Annotated in this window: 18 protein-coding genes; 7 read left to right on the top strand and 11 right to left on the bottom strand. The window is 68.1% G+C overall.

From position 1 onward, the window contains the following. Nucleotides 1-3,318 (top strand): autotransporter outer membrane beta-barrel domain-containing protein, encoded by a 3,318-nt coding sequence (locus tag C1I89_RS17295; protein WP_181390977.1) that lies wholly within the window; start codon nucleotides 1-3, stop codon nucleotides 3,316-3,318. A gap of 75 nt (nucleotides 3,319-3,393) precedes the next feature. Here the strand turns inward: C1I89_RS17295 and C1I89_RS17300 are convergent, their stop codons facing one another. The 8 genes from C1I89_RS17300 to C1I89_RS17335 all read right to left on the bottom strand — a co-directional run bounded on the left by C1I89_RS17300 (nucleotide 3,394) and on the right by C1I89_RS17335 (nucleotide 14,544). Next, the gene (locus tag C1I89_RS17300) at nucleotides 3,394-4,611 is read right to left on the bottom strand and encodes a hypothetical protein (protein ID WP_102773903.1); all 1,218 of its coding nucleotides are present in this window, start codon (nucleotides 4,609-4,611) and stop codon (nucleotides 3,394-3,396) included. Nucleotides 4,612-5,023: 412 nt separating this feature from the next. Beyond that, the gene (locus C1I89_RS17305; protein WP_102773904.1) at nucleotides 5,024-7,234 is read right to left on the bottom strand and encodes a TonB-dependent receptor; all 2,211 of its coding nucleotides are present in this window, start codon (nucleotides 7,232-7,234) and stop codon (nucleotides 5,024-5,026) included. Nucleotides 7,235-7,334: 100 nt separating this feature from the next. Beyond that, a complete protein-coding gene (locus C1I89_RS17310) occupies nucleotides 7,335-8,342 on the bottom strand; it encodes a siderophore ABC transporter substrate-binding protein (RefSeq protein ID WP_102773905.1) in 1,008 nt (335 codons plus the stop codon). Further along, nucleotides 8,339-9,115 (bottom strand): iron ABC transporter ATP-binding protein, encoded by a 777-nt coding sequence (locus C1I89_RS17315; RefSeq protein ID WP_102773906.1) that lies wholly within the window; start codon nucleotides 9,113-9,115, stop codon nucleotides 8,339-8,341. Before C1I89_RS17315 ends, C1I89_RS17310 begins: the two co-directional genes overlap by 4 nt. Next, on the bottom strand, nucleotides 9,112-10,059 hold the full coding sequence (locus tag C1I89_RS17320; protein WP_102774166.1) for an iron chelate uptake ABC transporter family permease subunit: 948 nt from the start codon (nucleotides 10,057-10,059) through the stop codon (nucleotides 9,112-9,114). Before C1I89_RS17320 ends, C1I89_RS17315 begins: the two co-directional genes overlap by 4 nt. Beyond that, nucleotides 10,059-11,000 carry an ABC transporter permease gene (locus tag C1I89_RS17325; protein WP_102773907.1) on the bottom strand — a complete coding sequence of 314 codons (942 nt, stop codon included), beginning with the start codon at nucleotides 10,998-11,000 and terminating at the stop codon, nucleotides 10,059-10,061. Before C1I89_RS17325 ends, C1I89_RS17320 begins: the two co-directional genes overlap by 1 nt. Next, nucleotides 11,000-12,754, bottom strand: a complete 1,755-nt coding sequence (locus tag C1I89_RS17330) for an ABC transporter ATP-binding protein (protein WP_102773908.1) — start codon at nucleotides 12,752-12,754, stop codon at nucleotides 11,000-11,002. The genes C1I89_RS17325 and C1I89_RS17330 overlap by 1 nt, the downstream gene beginning before the upstream one ends. Continuing rightward, nucleotides 12,748-14,544, bottom strand: coding sequence for an ABC transporter ATP-binding protein (locus C1I89_RS17335; protein ID WP_102773909.1), 1,797 nt, complete (start codon nucleotides 14,542-14,544; stop codon nucleotides 12,748-12,750). Before C1I89_RS17335 ends, C1I89_RS17330 begins: the two co-directional genes overlap by 7 nt. 140 nt (nucleotides 14,545-14,684) lie before the next feature. Here C1I89_RS17335 and C1I89_RS17340 point away from each other — a divergent pair, with 140 nt between their 5' ends. Further along, nucleotides 14,685-15,377: a TetR/AcrR family transcriptional regulator gene (locus tag C1I89_RS17340; protein ID WP_102773910.1), complete on the top strand. Its 693-nt coding sequence runs from the start codon at nucleotides 14,685-14,687 to the stop codon at nucleotides 15,375-15,377. Here C1I89_RS17340 and C1I89_RS17345 read toward each other — a convergent pair. Continuing rightward, complete coding sequence (locus C1I89_RS17345; RefSeq protein ID WP_102774167.1) at nucleotides 15,374-15,700, bottom strand: putative signal transducing protein; 327 nt, start codon at nucleotides 15,698-15,700, stop codon at nucleotides 15,374-15,376. The two genes, C1I89_RS17340 and C1I89_RS17345, sit on opposite strands and share 4 nt — an antisense overlap. 145 nt (nucleotides 15,701-15,845) lie before the next feature. On the opposite strand from C1I89_RS17345, the gene C1I89_RS17350 reads away from it, so the two are divergent. Together C1I89_RS17350 and C1I89_RS17355 are read left to right on the top strand one after the other, a co-directional pair. Next, the gene (locus C1I89_RS17350) at nucleotides 15,846-16,718 is read left to right on the top strand and encodes a LysR family transcriptional regulator (RefSeq protein WP_219929590.1); all 873 of its coding nucleotides are present in this window, start codon (nucleotides 15,846-15,848) and stop codon (nucleotides 16,716-16,718) included. Nucleotides 16,719-16,780: 62 nt separating this feature from the next. Further along, nucleotides 16,781-17,887 carry a hypothetical protein gene (locus C1I89_RS17355; protein WP_219929591.1) on the top strand — a complete coding sequence of 369 codons (1,107 nt, stop codon included), beginning with the start codon at nucleotides 16,781-16,783 and terminating at the stop codon, nucleotides 17,885-17,887. Between the two features lie 98 nt (nucleotides 17,888-17,985). On the opposite strand, the gene C1I89_RS17360 is transcribed toward C1I89_RS17355, so the two are convergent. Beyond that, entirely contained in the window at nucleotides 17,986-18,942 is a 957-nt protein-coding gene (locus C1I89_RS17360; protein WP_146196917.1) for a LysR substrate-binding domain-containing protein, read from the bottom strand. A gap of 120 nt (nucleotides 18,943-19,062) precedes the next feature. On the opposite strand from C1I89_RS17360, the gene C1I89_RS17365 reads away from it, so the two are divergent. The 3 genes from C1I89_RS17365 to C1I89_RS17375 are packed head-to-tail and all read left to right on the top strand — an operon-like array spanning nucleotide 19,063 to nucleotide 22,945. Continuing rightward, nucleotides 19,063-20,196: an ABC transporter substrate-binding protein gene (locus C1I89_RS17365; RefSeq protein WP_102773913.1), complete on the top strand. Its 1,134-nt coding sequence runs from the start codon at nucleotides 19,063-19,065 to the stop codon at nucleotides 20,194-20,196. Between the two features lie 26 nt (nucleotides 20,197-20,222). Further along, complete coding sequence (locus tag C1I89_RS17370) at nucleotides 20,223-21,437, top strand: thiolase family protein (RefSeq protein ID WP_102773914.1); 1,215 nt, start codon at nucleotides 20,223-20,225, stop codon at nucleotides 21,435-21,437. Continuing rightward, entirely contained in the window at nucleotides 21,434-22,945 is a 1,512-nt protein-coding gene (locus tag C1I89_RS17375; protein ID WP_102773915.1) for an AMP-binding protein, read from the top strand. The genes C1I89_RS17370 and C1I89_RS17375 overlap by 4 nt, the downstream gene beginning before the upstream one ends. 54 nt (nucleotides 22,946-22,999) lie before the next feature. Here C1I89_RS17375 and C1I89_RS17380 read toward each other — a convergent pair whose 3' ends face one another. After that, the gene (locus C1I89_RS17380) at nucleotides 23,000-25,231 is read right to left on the bottom strand and encodes a heavy metal translocating P-type ATPase (RefSeq protein WP_102773916.1); all 2,232 of its coding nucleotides are present in this window, start codon (nucleotides 25,229-25,231) and stop codon (nucleotides 23,000-23,002) included. Nucleotides 25,232-25,233 lie beyond the last annotated feature (2 nt).

A 25,233-nucleotide genomic window follows, 5' to 3' on the forward strand; every position in this document is an offset into this window, starting at 1 on the left:
ATGTCCCGCACATCCAGATTCACCCGCCCCCTGCTTGCCGCCTCGATCGCCGCCCTGCCGCTGTCCGGCCACGCGCTCGACATCGTTCCCATCAAGAACAAGAACGGGCAGACCGCCTTCGAAGCCCGCTTCTTCGGGCCGGGCGACGGCCCCTTCGCCGTATTCGACGAAGGCCCGGGCGAATACTCCACCTTCACGCTGTCGCCCGAACAGAAACGCAAGATCGTCTCCGGCCTGGAATTGTGGGCCGAGATCGTCACGCTGCGGCCCGGCCACGTGCCGCCGGTCCTGCACATCGGCACCTACGACGAAGCCAACGCCGGCGCGATGAGCCCCGACGCGCCGGTCGCCGGCCGCGATACGCTCACGACCAGGCTGCTTGCCGCCATGGCGCGCGACGGCGGCCCCGAACCCAACGGCCATGCCAACATCGCCGTGGGCCGCCTCGACTTCGACGAGCTGGAACACGTGCCTTCGCAGCTGCCGCGCGACCCGTCCCGGCTCGATTTCTCCGGCGTCATGTTCCATGAGCTCGGGCATGCCCTGGGGATCCACAGCGGCGTGCAGGATGACCTCGAAGGCTCGCCCACGCCGCGTTTCGGCGAGCGCCTGAACCAATGGTCCGAGCACCTGCGCGACGACAACGGCAACCCGGCGCGCGCGGGCCAGGCCATCATGTGCAGCCAGTGCGACCACCCCTATAGCGCCGATGCCTTCGACGTGCGCAAGGACCAGGGCTATTTCTCGGGCCGGCACGTCGACGACGTGCTGGCCGGCGCCATGCCGGGCCTGCCGGTGCGCATGCTGTCGGCCGGCGTACTGGACGAGGACTACATGAGCCACATCGAGCTGCGCAACAGCCTGATGAGCCACCAGGACTACCGCAACTACACGAACTTCATGGAGGCCGAACTGGCCGCCATGCAGGACATGGGGCTGCAGCTGGACCGCCGCAACTTCTTTGGGTTCTCGATCTACGGCGACGGCCTGACGCTGGACAACCGCAACCCGTACGCCGCCCGCAACGCGGCCGGCACCGCGTACGTTCCCGGCGCGTACAACACCGCCACGCTCGGCCTGGGCCTGCACATCTACGGCGAACGCAACCGCGTGACCCAGTCGGCCGACCTGCTCAGCGCCGGCGACGGCGGCGCCGGCATCCGCGTGGACGGCAGCGCCAACACGCTGGCCATCGCGCCCGGCGTCCGCGTGCACGGCAACGGCTGGAACGGGCGCGGCATCATGTTCAGCTACGGCAGGGACCAGGTGCTGATCCAGCGCGGCGACGTGCAGGCGCTGGGCCGCGACGGCATCGCGCTGGCCTTCGACTTCGGCAACAACAGCATGGGCTCGGCGTCGGAATACCGCGGCTCCTACATCCGCGAAACCGAGGACGGGCCGCTGCCCCTGCTGCCCGAACTGGAAGGCCCGCTGGCCAGGCGGGTCGACATCAGCGGATCGGTCGCCGGCCGCCGCGCCGCCATCTACATGTCCGACAACGCCCTGGTCGGCGAAATCAACGTGCTGCGCGGCGCCTCCATCCAGGGCGACATCGTTTCCCTGTACGGGCGCGTCGACGAACAGGGCCGACAACGCCTGACCTCGCTCAACTTCGGCAGGCAGGCCGATGCGCAGGGCCGCGCGCTGGACGCGCCGGACGCCGGCTTTACGTTCCGCTACGACGGCAATATCCAGGGCATCCGCAACCTGCGCGTCGGGCTCGCCGGCGGGCAGACTTCCCTGAACGGCGAACACCGGCTTTATTCGCTGGACATCGCGCCGGGCGCCACGCTGTCCGGCAACAGCCGCTACACCATGAACGACGCCGGCGCGTTCCGCAACCGCGGCACGCTCAGCCCCGGCAACTCGTTCGGCAGCATCGCCATCGCCGGCAACTACGTGCAGGAATCCACCGGCCGGCTGGTGCTGGAAACCAACGCCAGCGGCGGGCGCGACACGCTTACCGTCAGCGGCCTGGCCTCCGTCGCGGGCGAACTGCACGTGGCCTTGCAGCCCGACTGGTACGCCGACGGCTGGACGGTGCGCTCCGCCGAGCTGTTCCAGCCCGCGCGCCAGGAAGGCGATTTCGACGTGCTGGTCGCCAGCATCGCGTCGCCCACGCTGCTGGTCGACACCCGCGACGACGCCGGCTCGCCGCAAGGCTACGCCTGGTCAGTCATGCGCGGCAGCGACGCCTACTCGCAATTCGCCCGCTCCGGCAACGGCGCGGCGCTGGGCCGGGCCCTGGGCCAGGCCTCCTCCGGACAACAGCTGCCCCTGCGCGACCTGTACCGCTCGCTGGACTTCTCCCGCATGGACGGCGCCGACGTCGCCACCGCGCTGGAACAGCTCGGCCCCGGCGCCTATGGCGCGCTGACGGCCGACGCCATCCAGCGCGACCACCGCGTGGGCGCGCTGCTGGGCACGCGCGGCCTGTTCACCGCCTTGCCGGCCACGCGCCCGTCCGGCTGGCAGGCCTTCGTGCAGCCCTACGGATACCACGCCACGCAGGACCGCCGCGAGGGTCTGGCCAGCCATCGCACCAGCGAAACCGGCGTGCTCGTCGGGCTCGAACGCAACACGCGCCAGGACTGGACCTACGGCCTGAACCTCAGCATCTCCGAACTCGACAGCACCAGCCGCTCGCCCCACAACGGCAAGGGTTCCAGCACGGCCTTCCAGCTGGGCGTGCACACGCGCTACCAGGCCGCGCAAGATCCGCGCCTGCATTTCGCCGCCTACGCCAGGGCGGGCGCCGAACAGGGCAGGATGAAACGCGGCGTCGGCTTCTCCGACTACCAGGCCAGCCACGATAGCGACTGGAACGGCGCCAGCTTCAACGCCGGCCTGGCCACCGCCTACGCCTGGCCGCTGAACCGGGCCGTTTCCGTCGGTCCCGTGCTGGGCCTGGACTACGTGCACGCCTATCGCCCGGGCGTGGACGAATCGGGTCCCGCGGCCAGCAGGCTGAACCTGTCCTCGCTCAAGGCCGACAGCCTGCAAAGCAGCCTGGGCCTCATGGCGCGCAGCGATTGGCAGCTGAAAAACGCCCGGCGCCTGCAAGGCTACATGGCCGTCACCTGGGAGCATGAATGGCTCTCCCGCTACGCCACGCAACAGGCCCGCTTCGCGGCCTCGCCCGGCATCGCCTTCGGGCAGCGGATCGCCGTCGGCGCGCCGGACGCCATGGGCCTGCGCGCCGGCCTGGATTTCGCGCCGCAGCCCAACGTCGCGGTGCGCGCCAGCGTGGCGACCCGGCTGTTCAGCCCGGGCCAGCAGGACGTCGGGGCGGACGTGTCGGTGTCGTGGGCGTTTTGAAGCGGTGCGGCAAAGGCAGGCGCAGCGTCGGGCTACGCCTGCCCTTGCGCTGCCTTTGGGCCGGCCGCTGCCCACTCAATTGGCCAGCAGCCTCACCGTCTGCGGGTTGTAGCCGGCATACGCGCCCCCGCAAGCCGAATACGGCTGCACCGCCGCGGGCATGCCCGTGGCGCGGATCGCCAGGTCTTTGCCGCCGGCGCGGATTTCCTTGTAGCGCTCGGCGGCCACGGCCCCGTCGGGCAGGAAGTAAAGAAGCACGCGGGTCAGGCCGCCGTCCGGATCGTTCCTGCCGGCGGCGCCGAAGGCCGGCACCGACACCGCCGCCTCGCGCCAGGCCTGCGGCGCTTCCTGGGTCTGCCAGCGCACGCGCAGCGGCTGCTCCAGGTCGAGCAGCATCGGGCTGCCGCCGCGCCCCGGGTCGCATGGCTGCGACAACAGGCTGCCCGCGGCATACGGCCCCATGTCGTAGGCCAGGCCATTGATCTCCACCCGGGCGATGGTCTCGGGCGTGTAGTTCTCCATCCCGACGATCGCCAGGCCCGGAATGCGAGCCGCCGCCATCCGGTCCTCGGTCATGCCCGAAAAGCGCGCCAGGGTCGGCGCCACCTCGACATGGTCGGCATAGTGGTAGTACTGGTACACCAGCAGCCCGGCCTCGCCGTATCCGTACGCGGGCAGCAGCTTGTCCAGTTGCGGATACGGCAGGCGGCGCAGCGGCAGCGAGGCAGCGCGCTTGCCGTCCGCGTCGGCGTATTGGTAGCGCTCGACTGTCTGCTTCAGGCGCGAGCCCTCATACGGAAACGCCGCGCCGGAGGCCGGCCCCGGATAACGGCGGAAACTGGAAAACGCCCGGTTCCCGGCCGAGGCCGGCTCCAGGTACGGCGAGGCGCCCATCGACGTCGAAGCCTGGCGCATATCCAGCCAGACCGTGTCCCCGCTCAGATTCACGTGCGTCTCGGCGATCGCGGGATGCGCCTCGCTGAAGCGGTCGCGCCGGCCCTGCTCGATGGCGTCGCCGACCGGCACGATCAGGAGCGCCAGCAGCGTCGGCAGGAAAAGCAGCGCGTGCACGCGCCCGGGCACATGGCCCCGGCCGCGCACCATGTACACGATCCAGGTCAGCGCCAGCACCAGCGCCAGGGGACCGCCGAACAACACGCCATAGCTGAGCAACGCCGCCATGCCCCAGCCCAGGTTGTCGCTGGACACGGCCACCACGCCCAGGAAGGCCACCAGGCCCGCCAGGAGCAAGGAAACCGCGATGCCAAACCAATAGCCCCGAATGTTCTTCAACTGGACAGTCCTCTTCAATAGGCCCGGCCGCGCGCCATCGCGCCGCGCATCCGTTTCCAGGCTTTTCGGGGACAGTTTAAGCTCAGGCGGCAGCCGACGCGACTGCCCGCTACTTTTGCGCCGGGGCCGCGCACGCAACCCTGCGTGGTATTGACGTCGCTCTCCTCCTCCATTCCCATGGGCAGTCACGGGCTGCCTGATGGACGTGCGCGGCGGGCTGTGACTCCCGCCGGCGTTCACGCCGCCGCCGATGCCCGGAGACGATGCACGGCCTGAGGGTCCTTGCCCTGGTCCAGCGCGTTCAACACGAAGTCGAATGACGATAGCCGCGAGCTGAGGCAGTTTCTGGCGCTGGTGGACGAAGCGCAGGAGGACACAAACGCGTTCCGGGCCCGCTCAGGCGCGACCGGCTTCAAAAGTCCATTGAAGCGGACAGCATGAACGTGCGCGGCGCGCCGAGCGCCAGGCTCGACAGCTGAGGCATCGCCCAATAGGCCTTGTTCGTCAGATTGGTAATGCTGGCTCGCAGCATGACGGGATGGTCGGCCACCCTGGTCGCGTAACGCGCGCCCACGTCGTAGGTCGTGTGCCCGGCGACCGACAGGGAATTGTCGGCGCTAATGTATTGCTTGGACACGGACGTCGCATTGGCCGTCAAAGTCAGGCCCTGCACCGCCGGCACGTCCCACTCCACGCCCAGCTTGCCCTGAAGCCTGGGAATCCCTGTGGCCTGCCTGCCCTCGTTGGCGGCAATAGCGGCTTTCGTGACCTTGGCGTCGATGTACGCGACGCCGCCCATGAGGCGCACGCCCGGCATCGGCTCGCCGAAGAAGCCCCATTCCACGCCTTGATTGCGTTGTTTGCCGCCGAACGAAAATACGTTGGTGACGGGATCCACATAGCTGTTCGGCCTGTTTATCTCGAACAGCGCCAGCGTATGGGTGAAGTCGCCCAGGTCGACCTTGAGGCCGACTTCCTTCTGCTTGGTCTTGTACGGCGGAAAGAGCTGCCCCGCATTGGCGGCGGTTATCGGCGCGGTCTGGCCCTTGCTCAGGCCCTCGATATAGTTCGCGTAGAAGGAGACATTGTCCGTCGTCCTGATCAGCAGCGCGGCGGCCGGCGAGTTGGCGCCCGCGTCATAGCGGCCGGTCAACGCCCCGGTCGTCGGATTCAGGGTATCGCTGCGGACTTCCTGCCGACGCACGCCCAGGGTGAGCTGCACGCGGTCTTCGGCGAAGGACAGGGTGTCGGCCAGGCCGTAGCTGACCAGGCGCGTCTTGCTGCGCAATATCGGCGGCCAGAAGCCGGCGGGAGCCGGCCCCCAGTCCGGGTCATAGATATTGGTGACCCAATCCGCCCCGGGCACCGAGCGGCGGCCATAGTCCCGCTGGTCGTCAGAGTAGTACGTGGCGTTGAGCACCCACTGGTGCCCGATCGCGCCGGTCCGCAGCTTGCCCCGCAACCCGGCTTCGCCCGACGTCTTTTTCAGGTTCATGTTCAACTGGCCCATCGAAGTGCGCAAGTCGCCCGCGTCGTTGAACACCTGCGCCGACATGGCGCCGCTGTAGGTGTACTCCGTTCTGCTGGTGCCGATCGCCGCGTAGGCCATCAGGTTGTCGCCGACGTCGAACTCACCGCGGATCATGGCCCCCCTGTCCTGGTTCTTCGCGTAACCCCAGTTTGGATTCAGCAGGGTGTCGGCCTTGGGCGGCCTGGGCACGCCGATGCCGGGCGCCAGGTTGATGCCGCGCGTCACGCCGTCTATGCGCTCATCGCTGTCGTACAGGTCGGCGGAAACGCGCACGCGCTCGCCGCGCCAGTCCAGCCCCAGCGCCGCCAACTGCGCGCGTCTCTTTTGATGGTCGATGGGGCCGTCTCCATTCCGGTACACGCCGTTAAAGCGCAGGCCGAACTGCTGGTTCTCGCCGAAGCGCCGGCCCAGGTCCACGTGTCCGCCGAACTGCGCGTCCGACATATAGGTCGCGCTCAGGCGCGTCAGCGGCTCCGCGCCGGCGCGCTTGGGCACCAGGTTGACGGTCCCGCCCACCGAGCCCCCGGGAGGCATGCCGTTCAGCAGGGCGGACGGCCCCTTCAGGACCTCGATGCGTTCGAACATGTCGGGCATGGTCCGGTAGTACGGGGCCATGCCGAACAGCCCATTGAACGACGTATCCGTCGTGCTGGCGTTGAAGCCGCGTATCGAGTAGGCCTCGCTCCATGCGCCCGCCACGCCATTGGTGAAAACCGACGGATCGGTCCTGGCGATTACGTCGGTGATGTCCCTGGCCTGCAGGTCCTCGATGTATTTTTCCGTATAGCTGATGACGGAAAACGGCGTCTCCATGAAATCCTTGTCGCCGAGAAAGCCCACGCGGCCGCCATACGTGACCTGTCCGCCCGCGTATGGCGTCGCCGACGCCTCGGCCTGCCCCGAGACCGTCACCGCCGGAAGCGTCTTCACCCCCGTCTCGGCGGCCTCCTGGGCCAGCGTCGCCGGCGCGACGGCGCCCAGCATCAGGCCGGACAGGGTTGCGGTGAGACGGTTGAAGAAAAGTATGGGGTCTGCCCGCAGTGCTTGCGGCGAAGGCAGTGCGACGCGGCCGCTATGGCGACGTTTGCTCATGGAATGCTCCGTTCGGTTGAGCTTGGATCGCCTGGAAACATCAGGCGACTGGGAATCATTTACATCTGGACCGGCAAAGACGCGCGCGGCGTCGAACGAATCAGTTCCGGTAGGCCTGCATCACGTCGTCGATCATGAGTTCGAGCGATTTCACGCTGGCGGCCGTGACGTACCACGCCTGCGCGTCCGCAAAGACCACGCGGCCGTTGCGCCACGCGGCGGTGTGGCGCAGCAACGGATTGCCCAGCGTCTCGGCGTCCATGACCGGACGGCGCTCCATCACGGCGCTGCGATCGACCACATAGACGATGCCGGGGTTCGCCTGCTGGATGAATTCGCTGGATATCGGCTGGCCATGCAGGCCGGCCTCGGCCGACGGGCTGGCGGGCTTGACGCCCAGCGCCTTGAAGATGAAGCCATAGCGCGACTGCGTCCCGAACGAACTGAACGCGCCGTTGTTGTGCAGCACGATCAGCGCCGTCTCCGGCCGGCCGCGGATGAGGTTTCTCGCCTGCTCGACCTTGGCGTCGAGTTCGGCGGCCCGCTGGCGCGCGAGGCCTTCCTTCTGGAAGATCCGACCCAGGGTCACGAGGTGATTCTTGACGATCTCGATGTGATCGGCCTGGCTGTCGCGATAATCCACGTCGAAATGGATGGTCGGCGCGATCTGGCTCAGCTCTTTGTAGTGGTTCGCCTGCAATGACGTGATCAGGATCAGGTCCGGCTTGGCCGCATGCACGCGCTCCAGGTTGGGCTGGACGATCGCGCCCATGTCCTGCACCTGCGCATTCTTGTAGCGGGCAAGAAAGTGCGGCACGAAGTCCTTCGGCATGCCGGCGACCGGCACGCCCAGTTCGTCCAGAAAGTCGACCTCGTTCATATCCAGGGCGACCACGCGCTGCGGCAGCTTTTCGATGACGGTCGTGCCCAGCTTGTGCTGGACCGTGATGCTTGCGTAGGCCGGGGACGCCGGCTGGCCGGCGGCGGCCGGCGGCTGCGCCTGGGTCGACCCCGAGGCCTCCTGGCCGCAACCCTGCAGCGCGGCCATCGCGCTCATCGATAGGGCGAGCGATACGGCCAGCGCCCGCGGCCTTTGCGTGAGGATCATGTCAATTCTCCCGGTGGATTGAAGTAGTTGCACAGGCGTCCCCGTTCGCCCTGCGCGATCTCGAAATCCAGTCCATACAGCTCGCGCAGGCGGTCCTCGGTCACCACCTCGGGGACCGGGCCGGCGCAATGCACCGCGCCATGCTTCATCGCCACGATGTGATCGGAGTAGCTGGCCGCGAAATTGATGTCATGCACCACGAGAATCACGGTGCGGCCCTCCTCATCGCACAGCCGGCGCAGCGCTCGCATGATCTGAACGGCGTGCCTGATGTCGAGGTTGTTCAGCGGTTCGTCGAGCAGCAGGCAATCCGTCTGCTGCGCGATGGTCATGGCCAGGAAGGCCATCTGGCGCTGGCCGCCGCTCAGTTCGTCGAGATACGAGCCTCGCAGGCGATCCAGCGAGAGAAACGCGATGGCCTCGTCGATCTCCCGCAGATCGAGTGGCGTCAGTGCCCCGCGGCTGTAGGGAAAGCGGCCGAAGGCGACAAGTTCTTCCACCGTCAGGCGCAGATTGAATTCCGGGGCCTGGCGCAAGGTGGCGACACGCCTGGCGTATTCCGCGTTGCTCATGCCCGCGACGCTGGTGCCATCCAGCAGGATGTCGCCGCCGGTCGGCTCCAGCAACCGGGCGATCATCATCAGCAACGTGGTCTTGCCCGCGCCGTTCGGACCGATAAGCGAAGTCAGCGCGCCCGCGGGAAACTGCAGGTTCACATCGCGCAGGACGGACTTCGCGCCGTAGGTTTTCGAGAGGTGTCGGGTGGTGATCATGCCGTGCCCCGCGTGCGCGCCATCAGCGCGAGAAACCATCCGCCGCATACCAGGTTGACCAGGATGCCGACGGTGGTCTTGTAGTTGAAGAGATGCTCGACCGCGAGCTGGGCCAGGATGAAGATGCCCACGGCGATGGCGCAGCCCGTGGGCAGGGTGATCCGGTGCCTGCGCGTGCGCGCCAGCGCATAAGCGGTATTGGCGACGAAGATTCCCATGAAGGCGGTGGGCCCGAGCAGGCTGGTCGAGACAGCGACCAGCACGGCGATCAATGCGAGATGCAGGCGGACGCTGCGGTAGTGGTCCACCCCGAGCGAAATTGCCTGGTCGCGCCCCAGCGAAATCACGTCCAGCGTCGGCAGGTGTCTTTGGCCCGCCAGGCACACCGCCGCGACGACGGCGGCGGACACGAGCAGCAGCCCGGGCTCCGCCCGGCCGAACGACGCCTGGGTGAACCCGAGCAGAATCGAGAACTCGCCGGGGCTGGTTTTAAGCTGCACGAACTGCGTGAACGTGCCGATCACCATCGTCAGCACGAGCCCCACCAGCAGCAGGAAGTACACGTTCTGGCCGCGGCGGCGGAACAGCCAGCGATGGAGAGCCCACGAGTAGCCCAGCATCAGCAGCACGGACAGGAAAAAATTGCCGTTCGCGCCCAGCGCCACCAGGCTCTGCGTTCCCATGGTCAGGACCATCAGGGACTGCAGGAACAGGTAGACCGCCTCATAGCCCATGATGGCCGGCGTGAGGATCCGATTGCCGGTAAGCGTCTGGAACACGATCGACGACCACGCGATGCAGACGCCGCCGATGATCATCGCCGCCAGCCGGCCGAGCCGCTTCGGGATGACGTAATCGAAGTCCAGGCCGGAGCGGAAGAACAGAAAAGCCGCCGCCAGCGCGAGGACCGCGGGCCAGATCATTTTCAGGGAAACGGCGCGCATCATCTGCGCTTCCACAAGATGAGCCCGAGAAACAGGGCTCCGCCGATGCCGCCGGCCGTCAGGCCGATGGGCACTTCGAACGGATGCATCAGCACGCGGCCGAGGATGTCGCACAAGAGCAGCAGCGACGCCCCCGCCAGGGCCACGACGGGCAAGGTCCGGCCGAGGTTGTCGCCATAATGGAGCGCGACCAGATTGGGAACGACCAGCCCGACGAACGGAATCGCCCCCACGGTGATGACGGTGACCGACACGGTGACCGCCACCAGCATCAAGCCCAGCGCGACGGTGGCCGCATAGTTCAGCCCCAGGCTGGACGCCATGCCCTCGCCCATGCCGGCCACGGTGAAGCGGTGGGCATACAGATAGGCCAGCGCGACGACCGGCAGAATCAGGTAGATGACTTCGTAGTTGCCCTGCACGATCCTGGAGAAGTCGCCCAGCAGCCAGCCCTGCATGCTCTGCAGGATGTTGTGGCGATAGGCGTGGAATTCCGCCAGCGCGCTCAGCACGCCGCCGTACATCAGGCCGATGACGGGGATGAGAATCGTGTTCTTGAATCTCACGCGGCGCACGATCGCCACGAAGCCCAGGCTGGCCGCGAAGCAGAAGCCCAGGGCGAACAGCATCCGCCCCGGCGTTCCGGTGGACGGCGCCAGCGTCAGCGCCGCCAGGATGCCGAGCTTGGCGGCGTCCAGCCCGCCCGACGTGGCCGGTTCGACGAATTTGTTGCGGACGATGTGCTGCAGGATCACGCCGCAGACCGACAGCCCGATGCCGGTGAGCACCAGCGCCGCCAGCCGCGGCAGCCGGCTCGCGGTCAGCGTCAGCCACGCGTCGCCGGACAGCGAGAACAGATGCGACCAGGCCATCTGCCGGGCGCCGACCAGCAGCGATATGCCGCAGAGCGCGACGAACAGCGCCGACAGCCCCGCACGCATCAAACGCGCTCCCCGGCGATGCGCCAGCCCTTGGCGGCCTGCCGCTGGCTGAGGAAGCGCGCATACCGCCCCTGGCTCTCGCGCAGCGCCGCGGGCGCGCCCTCTTCCACGATCCGGCCGTGCTCCATCACCGCGATGCGATCGGCCATCGCCACCGTGGAAAGCTGGTGCGCGATCACCACCAGCGTACGCCTGCCGCGCAGGCGCGCCAACGTATCGGCGATGACGGCCTGGTTCTCCGCGTCCAGGGCCGCGGTGGCCTCGTCCACCAGCAGGATGGGCGCATCGCTGAGCAGCGCCCGCGCGATGGCGACGCGCTGCCGCTCGCCGCCGGACAGGCTTGCGCCGCCCTCGCCCACGGGCGTGTCGAGGCCCTGCGGCAGGCGCGAGGCGATTTCGGCCAGGCCAGCCTGGCGCGCGGCCTGCAGGAGTTCGGCTTCGCTGCAAGCGGGTTTGCCGGCGCGGATGTTGTCGGCGATGGTCCCGGTGAACAGATAGTTGTCCTGGAAAATCTGGCTGATCTGACCGACCAGCCGCGCGCTGGAGATCTGCCGCACGTCCACGCCGCCGACCCGCACGCTGCCTTCGTCCGCATCGAAAAAGCGCGCGATCAGCCGCGCCAGCGTGGTCTTGCCGGAGCCCGATTCGCCGATCAGGGCGATCATGCTGCCCGGTTCGACGCGCAGGTTCACGCCATCCAGCACATAGGGTTCGTCCGGGGCATAGCGGAAACGAACATCGCGCAGTTCGACCGACGCATCGCGGGGCGCCTGCGGCGCATCCGGCTCCGGCAGGGGAGCGACCGCAAGCAATGCCGCTATCGCATCGAGCTGGGCGCGCGCGCCGCGCAGGACCTCGCCATAGCCCGCCACCTCCAGCAGCGCGTCGACGTAACGGCTTGCCAGCAGCATCGCGACGACGGCCGCCACCAGTTCCGCGGCCCCCGCGCCGCCGCCCAGCAACGCGTTGATCCACCAGGCCGCCGCGATCAGCAACGCGGCGAAGGCGGCCTGGACGGCCCAGACGTTCACGACGGCTGCGCCCGCCGACAGCCAGATCAGCCGCGCGCCCGAGCGGCGCTGCCGTTCGACGGCCTGCTCGAAGTGGCGCATCGCGCCGCCCTCCGCGCTGAAGGCGCGCAGCACCGATTGCGCCTGGGCGAACTCCACCACACGCTGGCTGGCGTCGGCAAAGTGTTGGTGAAAAGCGTTGTCGGCGCGCCGCGCCAGCCGCGCCGTAAGCAGCAGGACGCCCGCCAGCAGCGGCAGCGCCGCCAGGGCGATGGCGCCCAGAACCCAATGCTGCGCGAACAAGGCGAACGCCAGCGCCACGGGCGTCGTGACGCCGGCGATGACGGGCGTGAACACATGCGCGGGAAGCTGGGCCACGGACATCATGCCCTGCGTGACGATATGCCCGAGGCGGGCCGTGTTCCGCGGCGTGAACCAGCCCACGGGCAGGCGCGCCACATGGTCGCCGAGCCGGTGGCGGCCGCCTTGCAGAAGGGCCACGCCCACGCGCACGCCGGCGCGCTCGACGCGGCCTCGCAGCGCCCAGCACAGCCCCGTCCCGGCCAGCAGCGCGGCCAGCCACGGAGCGGCCGCCCCTGCATTTCCCCCCAGCAGGTGGGTAAGCGCCGGCGCGACGCAGGCGATCGTCAGGCCGCACAGCACGCCATAGGCGACGGCCAGCCAGGCGTAGCGGCGCAGGACAGCGGCGTTCCCGCCCAGCAACGATATCAAGGACTTCAGCATGACGGCTCCTCCTGCGCCACGGCGTTTTCATGGCCGCCCAGCTTCCAAAGCCGCGCGTAGCTGCCGCCCTGCGCCAGCAGATGCTCATGCCGGCCTTGCTCGGAGATGACGCCGTCGTCCAGGACGAGGATGCGGTCGGCGTGCATCACCGTGTCCAGCCGGTGCGCGATCACCATCAGCGTGCGTCCCTGGGCGAAGCGCGACAACGCGGCCTGGATCGCCGCCTCGTTGCCGGCGTCGGCCGATGCCGTGGCTTCGTCCAGCACCAGCACGGGCGGGTCCAGCAGCACGGCGCGCGCGATGCTCAGGCGCTGCCGCTCGCCGCCGGACAGCTGCGCGTCCTCGCCGATCACCGAGTCATAGCCGCGCGGCAGGGCCAGGATGCGCTCATGGATGTTGGCCGCGCGCGCGGCGGCCTCGATCTCATGCTGGCTTGCGCCGGGCCGGCCCAGCGCGATGTTGTCGCGCACGCTGGCATGGATCAGGCGCACTTCCTGCAGTACGAAGCCCACCCGCCGGTAGAGCTGCGCGCTTTCGATCTGGCGCAAGTCGGCGCCGCCGAGCGTGATGCGGCCCTCGTCCGGATCAAAGAATCTGAGCAGCAGCCGCGCCAGCGTGGATTTTCCCGCGCCGGACGGGCCGACGATGGCGGTAACGGTGCCGGGCTCCAGGGTGAAACTGATATTCGACAGGGCCGCGCGCCCGGCGTCGTAGGAGTAGCTCACGTTCTCGAATCGGACTTCATGCCCCGCGGGCGTCTGCTGGCGTCCAGGCGCCGGCGCTTCCAGCACCGGGGTTTCCAGCAATGCCAGCACGCGCTGCGCGGCTCCCGTGGCGCTGCCCAGGTCGTGCACCAGCGTGTGCAGCAGCAGCAGCGGGCCGCAAATGCCCGGGGCCACCAGGGCGAATGCCAGCACGTCCACCGGCGCCATCCATTCCAGGCCCACGAACAGCGCGCCGAACCCCAGCACCACGCCCAGCACGGTGACCGGCGAGATCATTGCGTGGGCATGGGCCATGGCCGCGACCAGCGGACGCGTGAAGTCGGCGAAAGCCTCGGCGAATCCGTCGACCGCCTCGCGGTAGCCGCGATGCGCCCGGCCGGGGTCGCCGAACGCCTTGGCCACGGCGATCCCGTTGACGAACTCGACCGTCGCGCCATTGAGGCGCCCAAGCTGGGCGACGAAGGCCTGCATATTCGTTCCGCTGGCCTTCATCGCCCGGCGCAGGAACAGGAAGAAGCCGGAGAACGGCGCCAGCACCACGAGGGCGAGGCGCCAGTCCTGCCAGAACAGATAGATGGCGGAGACCCCGACGACGCCGGCCGCGCGCGCCACCGCCGTGAAGAAGTGCGCCGTCAGACTGTGCAGGGTTCCCATATCGTCCTGCAGCGCCTGCTTCACCTCGCCGGACGCCTTGCCCGTGAACCAGCCCAGCGGCGCCAGCGCCAGCCGCCGCGCGCCGGCCAGCCGCAGGCGATGGGTGATGCGGTTGTCGGCCAGGTGGACCGTCAATTCACCGGCGGAAATCAACAGCATGCCGGCGAACATGGCGGCGATGCCGACGACGAGGGTCCACCAGATCTGGGGCCAGGCGTCGGCCGCGCTGCCGGCGCTGGCAAGAACGATGCGCGCGATGTGCGCGATGGCCGCCAGTGGCGCCAGCGTAAGCATGGCGCCCGCCGCGGCCAGCACGCACGCGACGATGAGTTGCCCGCGGATGGGGGTCAACACCAGACTGAGCGGGCCGGCATGGCGAGGGGCGGCCGGCGCGGCTCTGGAAGTACTCATGAACGAAATACCAAGACGTTGGTGATAATTATTTGCATTACTATAAACTAAATTCTCGAATTAGTTTCATGACTACAAACTAAATATTCGCCAGGCAGGTTAAAGTGCCGGGTACGCGACATCACGAACCGGGAACAGACATGCAGCAGCCAGCGCGCCGCGCCACGCGGGGACGCCCTCCCACCATCACCCGCGAGCGGATCGCCGATGCCGGCATCGCGCTGGGCCTGCCCAACATCACCTTCGTCGGCCTGGCGGCGGCCATGGGCGTGAGCCACATGGCGCTCTACAAGCACGTGGCCGGTCTCGAGGAGCTCAAGCGCCTGGTGGCCGACGAGATCTTCCGCCGCTGGCAGATCCCGCAAGCCTGTAGCAACGACGTCGGCGAGCTGAAGCAATACCTGACCCTGTTCGCCGCGTCGGTGCGGGAGTTCGTGAAGTCCCACCCGGGCGTGACGCCCTACGTGATCCGCAGATTGGCGGCGACGCCGGCCATGGTCGCGAAAATCGAGGGACACCAGCGCCATATCGCCGGCGCGTACGGAATTTCGATGGAACAGTCCCGGATTCTGCTGGCGACCGTGGCCTTCCACGGCATGGCGGTAGCCGATACCGTGTATTCCGTCGCGGGCCGGGAACCTGCCGTGGAGGCCGCGCGCGCGGCTGAAGAATCAGAGATGGAAACGGAACTCGATCAAGGCATGCAGGCCCTGATCATCGGTTTGCTCGATATGCTGGAGAACGACTTGCCACGAAAGGCGGCGGCCCGCCGAAAGACGGAATCGAGCGGGACGGACTCCGACCGCCGTGACGAGGCCGCGCTCGACGGCTAGCCGCCGGACGCCTTGGCGGGACGCGCGGCCCCGCACTGCCAGCAGGTAGAGAACTGCGGCTCCAGCCATTCGCCGCAGGCATCGCAGTACCAGTGCGGCAGGTCGCGCGCCGCGGCGCCGTACCCCTCGATGAGACGCATGGCGGCGGCGCGATCGTCCTCGCTCTCGATCCACAGGTCGGGGCCGCACTGGTCGACCGGGATCTCCCCCGCCGCCCCCTGCAGGTAGCGGCCGCTCACGTGGCAGGCGATGCCCGCCTGCTCCAACAGGTTGGCCCAATGCTGGCCGAGGAGCAAGTCTGGCGCGCGGATCAATCGGATCATGAGTGCCACCACTGGAAGAAGGACTACTTGCATCATAAAAGCAGATGTAAGCTGGTGTCCCGCGCTGGCGCCGCCGGCCTTCCAACTCTCTTCAGATCGAATCTGCATGTCCGCTGGGAAGAATTTCGCTGGAATCATTGCGTTCATGAAGGTCGCCACCCATGGCGGTTTCAACGCGGCGGCCCGCGAGCTGGGCATTTCGGCGCCGGCGGTCAGCCGTAGCGTGGCCCGGCTCGAATCCCGCCTCAACGTGCGCCTGCTGGATCGCTCCACGCATCACGTTTCACTGACGCCCGAGGGGCTGCAGTTCTTCGAAGAATGCCTGCCCAGCGTCGACCACCTGACGCGCGCGGTGGAAAACATGAAGGACGCCGGCGACGTGCCGGCGGGGCTGCTGCGCGTCAGCGCAACCGTCGGATTCGGACGCAAGTGCGTGGCGCCGCTGTTGCCGGCCTTCTGCCAGCGGTACCCCCGGATCCGCCTCGAATTCGACCTGGACGATCGCCACACGAATTTCGCCGGCGACCAGGTGGACGTGGCCATACGCAACGGGCGCATCCAGGAGGCGGACATCGTCGCGAAGAAAATCGCGCCGATGCGGCTGATCGTATGCGCGGCGCCCGGCTACCTGGAGCAGGCCGGCGCGCCTGCCGCCATCGACGACCTGAAATCGCACCGGATCATCGCCTTCCGGCTGAAGGACTCCGGCAAGCCGCACGAATGGGAGTTCAAGGTCGACGGCAAGCTGGTCAAACTGGCGCTGCCCGGGCACCAGGTCTTCAATGACCCGGAACTGGTGGCGCAAGCGGCGCTGGCAGGCAACGGCCTTGCCCAGCTCGCCAACTACCAGGCCGATCCGCATATTGCCAGCGGACGCTTGATCCCCCTTCTGGCCGACCTCGTGGCCGATGGGCGCGGGCATTACGCGTGCTATCGCAACCGCAGGCAAATGCCGTTGCGGATCAGGCTGTTCATCGATTACCTGCAAACGGCGCTGGGCGGCGCGACGCCGGCGTGATCCGATGGACAGCGCGGTAATAACCCGATGGCAGCTTCCGCCAGGCAGCCCGGTGCGCCAACATGCGGTACCGCATCCCATCGAGGTTCACCATGCAGGAAATCATCGCCCCTCCACTGCCGGCCCGGGCGCCGCTGCCCGCCGGGCGCGCCCAGGCGTCCACGGCCAGGCTTGAATGGCTATGGCTGCTGCCGTTCGCCGCGGCGCTCTATTACCCCTGGGCGCTACGGTGGGCCCATGCGGGATTCGTGGCCCGGGACGGCTCGGGCGTCGCGCCCCTGCTCAGCCTGTTGACCGCCTACCTGGTGCCGCTGGCCGGATTCCTCGCCCTGTACGCCTTGGGACGGCAGGCGGCGCTGACCGATCGCCTGGTGCTGGCAAGACGGTTGGCCCATTTGGCTGTCGCCGCGCCGCCCGCCTATACCTTGCTGGGCGTGCTGCTCTACCTGATGAAAATCAACGGTCACGATATCGCCGTATGGACCGGGCTGTGGATCGCGCTGGCGGCCCTGTCGGCCATGACGATGCGCACCACGTTGCCGCGTCCGGCCGTGCTTGACGACCCCGCTGTCTATTCCAGGCTGAGAGTCGGTCACGGCATCGCATCGCTGGCGCTTCTGCTCGCCTTTCTTGCGCCGCACCTTTTCAACCACATGCTGGGCGTCTTGGGCAACGACGTGCATATGGCGGCCATGGACGTGTTGCGGGCCGTCTACCGCCACGGCGCCGTCGAGCCCGTCCTCATCACGCTGTTCTTCCTGCAGATTCTCAGCGGGTTGGTGCTGCTCAAGCCGAAAACCGCGCGGCGCGCCGACATGCTGGATTCCCTGCAGACCGCCTCGGGCATCTACCTGGCGCTCTTCATTGCTTCGCACATCAACTCGGTATTCGTCCTGGCGCGCTACTTCGGCACCGACACCAACTACGCATGGGCCATCGGCGAGCCCGTCGGGCTGGTCGGAGACGCCTGGAACATCCGGCTGCTGCCGCACTATTCGATCGCAGTCTGGCTGCTCATCGTCCATCTCGCCTGCGGGCTGCGGGTCGTCATGCGCGGCCATGGCGCATCCGAATCACGGTCGGCCGCGGCGGCCTTGGGCGTCATCGGCGTGGGCAGCCTGGTGACCATGGTCATCACGGCCGGCATGACCGGCCTGCGCCTGGCATAGGCCGGCCGCGCGCCGCGTGCTTGCAACGGGCGCGCTTCAAGCCGTTTTCACTATTTGCGCGTCCGCGGCCTCGAAAACATCCAGCCCTGGAGCGATTTTTATGGACCGGAGTCGGCCCGCACCACGGTCGCCGCCTCGCGCAGCGCGTTCAGGAACAACGTAGCGGCCGCCGCGGCGCGGGCATCGCGCCGGGTCATGATGCCGACCGGATGCAATCGCGCCTGCAATGCCAGCGGCAGGATCGCCACCTGCCCGTTCTCGGCGAGCGCCCGCGCCACGCGCAACGGAATGGCCGACAGCAGCGAGGTCCGCTGCAGCAGCGAGACGATGGTCAGAATGGCGCTGGATTCGATGGCGACTTGCGGGAAGCCGGCGCCGCGCGCCGAAACGGCGGCGGCGACCATGCTGTACAGCGCGGCATTGCGTGACGGCAGCACCCAGCGGCAAGCGTCCAGGGCGGCGCCGCTCAGCCGGCTGCGCGAGGCCAGGGGATGCGCCGGTCCGCAGACGACGGCGGTCGCCTCGTCATACAGGATCTCGCACTGCAGGTCCGCGTCCGCGCCCTCCACGCCCAGCCGCCCGACGACGCAATCCAGTTCGCCCGCGCGCAAGGCCGGCAGCAGCTGCTGCTCCAGGCCTTCGAACAATTCGATGCGCAAAGCGGGGTGGGCCGCCTGCAGGCGCTCGACCGCCAAAGGCACCAGCAGATGCGCCACCACCGGGAAAATACCCGCCCGCACCTTGCCCGTCGCGCCGTTGGCCGCGGCGGCGAGCTCGGCATGGGTCGCGTCCAGTTCATTCAGCAGCAGGCGAGCCCGGTCGATCATCAGCAGCCCCAGCGCCGTTGGCGCGACGCCGTGATGCGAACGTTCGAATAGGGCCTGCCCGGCCAGCGCCTCGGCCTCGCCAAGCAGCTTGCTCAGCGCCGGCTGGCTGAGGTGCATCGCTTCGGCCGCGCGGTGCAGATTCCCCACTCGCCCCAGTTCATCCAGCAACACCAGGTGGCGAATGCGCAAGCGCGACCGCAATTGCTGCAAAGTGGGAATTTCCGACATGGGCCGCACCCGCAAACTGGTTATCGAACGATAAGGAATCGCAATTATCCAGTTATCGCCGACCCGCCCATACTAGGGTCATCCCGCTAGCCGGGCCATATCCAGAAAAGGGGAATAGCCATGTATCGTCGTCTTGCCGCGCTGGCGCTGGCCTGCGCCCTGGCGCCCAGCGCCGCCCTCGCTGACATCCGCATCGGCGTGATCGCCAGCAGCACCGGGCCCGGCGCTTCCATGGGCTCGCTGTACCGCAGCACCGTGCCGCTCCTGCCCAAGACGCTGGGCGGCAGGGCCGTGGAGTACATCGCCCTGGACGATGCGACCGACCCCTCTTCCGCGGTCAAGACGGCGCGCAAGCTCGTCACCGAGAACAAGGTGGACGCCATCATCGGCCCGAGCAATGTGCCGACCTCGATGGCGGTCACGGAAGTCGCTCGCGAAGCGCGCACCCCGCAGCTGTCGCTGGCGCCCATCGTGGTCAGCCCTGACCGCGCCGAATGGATATTCGTGGTGGCGCACGGCATCGACCTGATGGTGGATTCGCTGACCGCCGACATGGTCAAGCGCGGCGTGAAGACGGTGGCGTACATCGGCTTCTCGGACGCCTGGGGCGACGCCGTGTACCGCGCGTTGCAGGAATCGGCGGCCAAGCGCGGCATCAAGGTGCTCAGCAACGAGCGCTATGCGCGCACCGACAATTCGGTCACCGCCCAGGTGCTGAAGATCGTGTCGCTGGCGCCGGACGCGGTGCTCGTCGGCGGCTCGGGCACGCCAGGCGCCCTGCCCCATCTGTCGCTGCGCGAGCGCGGCTACCGGGGGGTCCAGTACAACACCCATGGCGTCATCAACAAGGACTTCCTGAAGCTCGGCGGCAAGGGCGTGGATGGCGTGATCGTGCCCAGCGGCCCGGTGCAGGTGGTGGAACAACTGCCTGCCGACAGCCCGATCAAACCGGTGGCCAGCCGTTACGCCCAGCAGTACGAATCGACCTACGGCGCCGATTCGCGCAATGCCTTCGCGCCCTATACCTACGACGCCTACCTGCTGCTGGACGCCGCCGTCGCCAAGATCCCCGCCGACGCCCCCGCCGGCACGCCGGCCTTCCGCCAGGCGTTGCGCGACGCGCTGGAAAGCCTGCAAGGCACGGTGGGCACTCAGGGCATCTACATGATGTCGCCCACCAACCACAACGGCCTGGACGAGCGCGGCGTCGTGCTGATGCAAGCCCGTTCCGGCGCCTGGCAGTTCCTGCCCTGAACCGCCTCTTTGCATCAGGAGTCCGCATGACCGGCGTACACATTCCCTATGGCGTGTATTGGAGCACCCCGTTTTCGCGTTGGCAGGGCAGCCTGTCACGCCTGCATAGCCTGCGCTTCGCGGCCTGGACCGCGCGCCGCGAACTGGAACGCCGGGGCATCGCGTCCACGGCGCTGCAAAGCGCGGTGCTGGGCTGCTCGGTGCCGCAGCAGGGGTCGTTCTACGGCCTGCCCTGGGTGGCCGGCATGCTGGACGCGCCTCAACTGGCGGGGCCGGTGGTGTCGCAGGCCTGCGCCACTTCCGTGCGCGGCCTGGCGACGGCCGCAGCCGAACTCATGCTCGGCCACGCCGAGACCTCCCTGGTACTGATGGCCGACCGCGTTTCCAACGGCCCGCAGCTCTACTATCCCGATCCTGCCGGCCCCGGCGGTTCCGGCTCGCATGAAAACTGGGTGCTGGACAATTTTTCGCACGACCCGTGGAGCGGGCTGTCCATGCTGCAGACCGGCGAGCGCGTGGCCGAACGCCACGGCATCTCCACCGAAGAGCAAAATGCGGTCACGCTGCGCCGCTATGAGCAGTACGCGCAGGCCTGCGCCGATGGACGCCGGTTCCAGCAGCGTTACATGACGCTGCCCTTCGAAGTGCCCGATGCGCGCTACGCCAGGATCGCGTCGGTGATGGAAGGCGACGAAGGCGTCCACACCACGACGGCGGACGGCCTGGCTCGCCTGGCCCCGGTGCTGCCCGGCGGCACCATCACCTACGGCGGCCAGACGCATCCGGCCGACGGCAACGCCGGCATGATTCTGGCGACCGCCGGGCGGGCCCGCGAGCTGTCTCGCCGTCCCGAGATCGGCATCGAAATCCTGGCCTTCGGCCAGTCGCGTACCGAAAAGGGCTACATGCCGCAGGCGCCCATCGAGGCCGCCAGCCGCGCGCTGGCGCGCGCCGGCCTTGCGGTCGCGGACCTGCATGCCGTGAAGACGCACAATCCCTTCGTGGTCTCGGACATCGCGTTGGCGCGCGCCACGGGCTTCGATGTCATGGCCATGAACAACAACGGCTGCTCGCTGGTGTGGGGCCACCCCCAAAGCCCGACCGGCCTGCGGTCCGTCATTGAACTCATCGAGGAACTGGCCGAGCGCGGCGGCGGCCTGGGCCTGTTTACCGGCTGCGCGGCCGGCGACAGCGCCATGGCGGTGGTGTTGCGGGTGGACGCCGCCGGAGGCGCACGATGAGCAACGCCGCCCTGAAAAACGCGCCGCGCATTCCCGCGCTGCTGGCGCGCGCGGCCCGCGACTATCCCGAGCGCACGGCGCTGGTCTACGGCGCGCTGCGCCTCGACTACCGGCGCTATGCGGCCCGGACCTGGGCAGCGGCCAGCCGCCTGTGCGAGGCCACGCGCCCGGGTGACCGGGTCGCCACCCTGCTGGGCAACTCCGACCTGGCCTGCGTGATGACGCTGGCGCTGCAATGCGCCGGCAACCAGCACGTCCCCCTCAATCCGCTCTATACGGCCCGCGAACTCGAATTCATCCTGCGCGACGCGCAACCCGCGCTGCTCATCGCCGATGACGCTTGCGCCGCCGTGGCCGCCCCGCTGGCGACGGCGCTAGGCATCCGGCTGGTCATGGAAAACGAGGCCCGCGCCTGGATGGAGCGTGCGCCGGGCATGGCGGACGTGCCCGTGGACGACGCCGACGCCCAGGCGCCCGCCCTGCTGCAGTACACCGGCGGCACGACCGGGCAGCCCAAGGGCGTCATTCTCGGGCGCGACGCCATCGCCACCAATGTGCTGCAGCGGGAACTGGCCCTGCCTACCCGTTACGGCGCCGACAGCGTGCTTTGCGCCATGCCGCTGTTCCATTCCTATGGCATGGCCATGGGCCTGTTCCTGGCCGCCAGCGCGGCGGCGACGCTGGTGGTGCTGCCGCGCTACCGGCCCGACGATGTCTGCGACGCCGTCGAACGCGAGCGCATTACCCTGTTTCCCGGCAGCCCCACCATCTATACCGGCCTGCTGGGGCACGCCCGCTTCGCGCTCACCGACTGGTCCAGCGTGCGCGTCTGCTATTCGGGCTCCGCGCCGCTGGCCGAAGAGGTGCACCGGCGCTGGGAGGCCGCGGTGGGCGCGCCCATATACGAAGGCTACGGCCAGACCGAAGCGGGACCGATCCTCACCTACAACGGCCCGGCGGGAACGCGTCACGGATCGGTGGGCACGCCGGTGGCGTGCACCGAGGTGCAAGTGGTCGATCTGGAATCGGGAACGATGGTGCTGCCGCCCGGCCAGCGCGGCGAAATCCGCGCGCGCGGGCCGCAGATCATGCAGGGTTACCTGGCCAGGCCCGACGCCACCGCCGAATCCCTGCGCGACGGCTGGCTGTACACCGGCGACATCGGCGAATTCGCCGAGGACGGCTTTCTGTACATCCGCGACCGCAAGAAGGACCTGGTGATTTCAGGGGGCTACAACATCTACCCGCGCGAAGTCGACGAGGTGCTGTATCTGCACCCGGACGTGGCCGAAGCGGCGGCGGTGGGCTGGCCGGACAGCTATCGCGGCGAAGTCATCCGCGCCTTCGTGGTCCTGCGGCCGGGCGCGGCCATCGACGAGGCCGGCCTGATCGCGCACTGCCAGTCCAATCTGGCGCGCTACAAGGTGCCGGCGGTCATCAGCATTCTCGACGCCCTGCCCTACACCGGCGCCAACAAGGTCGACAAGAAGGCGCTGCGCGCCACGTAGGGTTCTCGTGGCGGGCGCCGAGCCGGCGACCCAAACCTCGCGCCGCATAACCGACTAAGTCACGGAACTGGCGACACGGGGCTGGGACGGCCGCTGTTTCGGCCCTTGCGCCAGCCGAAGCGCGTTGAGACAGACCGAGGCGCTGCTCAACAGCATCGCGACGGCGGCGGCGAGAGGCGTCGCTCCGCTTGCAAACAGGGCAATTACCACGACCGCGTTGTACGAAATCGAAAACACCAGGTTCTGCTGCATGATTCTGTACGTCCGCCGGGCCCAGGACCTGGCGCTTGCAATCTGTTCCGCGCCGCCCTGAGTGATGACGATGCCGGCCGCGGACGTGGCGACAGCCGCGGCGGACGACACTGCAACCCCGCACTGGGCGCTGGCAAGCGCAAGCACGTCATTGACGCCGTCCCCGACAAAGGTGACGCCGCCTCGCGCCTGACCCAGCGCGTCCGCCTTCTCATCCGGCCCACATCCGCTCAACACCCGCGAGAATGGAACGCGCATGCCAGCTGTCAGCTTTTCAGTCGCGGCGGCGGAATCTCCGGTGAGCAGCCACAGTTCTACGCCCTCGTCCGCCAGGACTTTCAACGCGGATCGGACCCCGGCGCGGAGGGTATCCTGGAAGCGTATGGAACCGATCCACACGCCGTTGCGAGCAATATGGACCACGCCCGGACGATCCTCACCTGCCGGCAGAAATTGGACCTCAAGCCGTTGCAGCCACGAGCGGGCGCCGACCAGGACTTGCCCCTCGTCCGTCTCGAAGCTCACGCCACGGGGGTGCCTTTGCGCCGCCAATGAAGCACCCGCCGCTTCGGCACGCCAGCCATTGCGATCCGCGTGGCGGCGAAGCGCGTCCGCGATGGGATGGACAATGCCATACTCCGCCTGCCAGGCCAGACGAACCACGCCGGCTGGATGGCCGCCCTGCGCAACCTCGACGCCCGCGATTTCCAGTTGTCCGGTCGTGAGCGTGCCAGTCTTGTCGAACGCAATCGTGCTCGACTTTGCCAGCGCTTCGACGCTGGCCGGATCGCGCCACAGCGTCCCGCTCTGTGCGGCTCGTTTGGCTCCAAGCGCATATGCCAGCGGCATGGACAACCCGACCGCGCAGGGGCATGCGGCGACGAACAGGCTCAGCGCCGAGATCAATGCATTGCTGATCGGGTGCCCCGTGCTCAGGTAGTAAAGAAAGGAAAACGCGGCGACCAGGCTCACAATCGGGAACAGCCACCGGACGAATCGTTCGGCCGCCATGGAAAGGGACGGCCGGGCGCCGAACAACTCCAGCATGCGCAGGCCGAGCAGGTCAATGCGCCTGGCGCCGTGACTGGCCACCACCTTTACCTGCAAGGGGGAACCGAGATTGACCGTCCCCGCCATCACATTGTCTGCCGGTCCCACTCTGCCGGGCATGGACTCCCCGGTGAGCAGCGACAGGTCCACATCCGAGTGTCCGCTCACGACGACGCCATCGACCGGAACTCTCTCGCCGGCACGCACCAGGACGAGGTCTCCCGCGCCGACCTGCGAAATCGGCCGCGGTTCAGCGGCGCCCCGCTCGTCCACCACGCTCGCAATCTCGGGCGCCAGTCGCGCCAGGGCACGCATCGTGACGCCGCTTTCCTGGCGGGCGTGGATCTCGATCAACCGGCCCGCAAGCAGGAAGGTGATGAGCATAGTGGCCGCGTCCATGTAGATTTCGGTGCTTCCCGCCAGAAGATTCCACACGGAAACGAGTAGCGCGCCCAATGCGCCGATACTGACGAGCGCGTCCATGCCGGCAAAGCCCGCGCGCAGCGTGTTGAACGCAGCACGAAAGAAGTCCTGGCCGGAATAGAGCATGACGGGCAGCCCGGCGGCCACGCTCAGCCATGCGATCACATTGCCTTCGGCACTGCCGTTGAGCCCGGGATCGAGGTAAAGCACCCAGGCGCCCAACATGCTCCACATGCCGAAGACGACCGCTACGACAAGCTGAAAACGTATGCGCTGCGCCTGCGCGCCGAGCGCCTCGTCGGCGCTCTCATCGTCGCGCATGAACGAAAGCTCGTAGCCCAGCTTATCCGCTCGGCTGGAAATCTCGTCCAGCCTTGCCGACGCGGGGTCCCAGCGCAGAAGGGCTGACCCCGAGATGAAGTTCACGGCGACGTCCCGAACGCCGGGGACCCGCGCAAGCGAGCGCTGCAGCGCCATCGCGCAGCTCGTGCACCACATCCCCCTGACGGCCAGCACCGCCCTGCCGGCCAAGCGTATGGGTTCCAGATCGATAGCAGCCATCG

Source organism: Achromobacter pulmonis (assembly GCF_002885955.2).
Lineage (GTDB): Bacteria > Pseudomonadota > Gammaproteobacteria > Burkholderiales > Burkholderiaceae_B > Achromobacter > Achromobacter pulmonis_A.

Excerpts from the sequence above, each read along its gene's own strand:
- C1I89_RS17305 (WP_102773904.1), bottom strand. The coding sequence starts at position 7,234 with ATGAGCAAACGTCGCCATAGCGGCCGCGTCGCACTGCCTTCGCCGCAA.
- C1I89_RS17295 (WP_181390977.1), top strand. The coding sequence starts at position 1 with ATGTCCCGCACATCCAGATTCACCCGCCCCCTGCTTGCCGCCTCGATC.
- C1I89_RS17340 (WP_102773910.1), top strand. The coding sequence starts at position 14,685 with ATGCAGCAGCCAGCGCGCCGCGCCACGCGGGGACGCCCTCCCACCATC.
- C1I89_RS17365 (WP_102773913.1), top strand. The coding sequence starts at position 19,063 with ATGTATCGTCGTCTTGCCGCGCTGGCGCTGGCCTGCGCCCTGGCGCCC.
- C1I89_RS17315 (WP_102773906.1), bottom strand. The coding sequence starts at position 9,115 with ATGATCACCACCCGACACCTCTCGAAAACCTACGGCGCGAAGTCCGTC.
- C1I89_RS17380 (WP_102773916.1), bottom strand. The coding sequence starts at position 25,231 with ATGGCTGCTATCGATCTGGAACCCATACGCTTGGCCGGCAGGGCGGTG.
- C1I89_RS17355 (WP_219929591.1), top strand. The coding sequence starts at position 16,781 with ATGCGGTACCGCATCCCATCGAGGTTCACCATGCAGGAAATCATCGCC.
- C1I89_RS17375 (WP_102773915.1), top strand. The coding sequence starts at position 21,434 with ATGAGCAACGCCGCCCTGAAAAACGCGCCGCGCATTCCCGCGCTGCTG.
- C1I89_RS17345 (WP_102774167.1), bottom strand. The coding sequence starts at position 15,700 with ATGATCCGATTGATCCGCGCGCCAGACTTGCTCCTCGGCCAGCATTGG.
- C1I89_RS17310 (WP_102773905.1), bottom strand. The coding sequence starts at position 8,342 with ATGATCCTCACGCAAAGGCCGCGGGCGCTGGCCGTATCGCTCGCCCTA.
- C1I89_RS17330 (WP_102773908.1), bottom strand. The coding sequence starts at position 12,754 with ATGCTGAAGTCCTTGATATCGTTGCTGGGCGGGAACGCCGCTGTCCTG.
- C1I89_RS17335 (WP_102773909.1), bottom strand. The coding sequence starts at position 14,544 with ATGAGTACTTCCAGAGCCGCGCCGGCCGCCCCTCGCCATGCCGGCCCG.
- C1I89_RS17350 (WP_219929590.1), top strand. The coding sequence starts at position 15,846 with ATGAAGGTCGCCACCCATGGCGGTTTCAACGCGGCGGCCCGCGAGCTG.
- C1I89_RS17360 (WP_146196917.1), bottom strand. The coding sequence starts at position 18,942 with ATGTCGGAAATTCCCACTTTGCAGCAATTGCGGTCGCGCTTGCGCATT.
- C1I89_RS17325 (WP_102773907.1), bottom strand. The coding sequence starts at position 11,000 with ATGCGTGCGGGGCTGTCGGCGCTGTTCGTCGCGCTCTGCGGCATATCG.
- C1I89_RS17320 (WP_102774166.1), bottom strand. The coding sequence starts at position 10,059 with ATGCGCGCCGTTTCCCTGAAAATGATCTGGCCCGCGGTCCTCGCGCTG.
- C1I89_RS17370 (WP_102773914.1), top strand. The coding sequence starts at position 20,223 with ATGACCGGCGTACACATTCCCTATGGCGTGTATTGGAGCACCCCGTTT.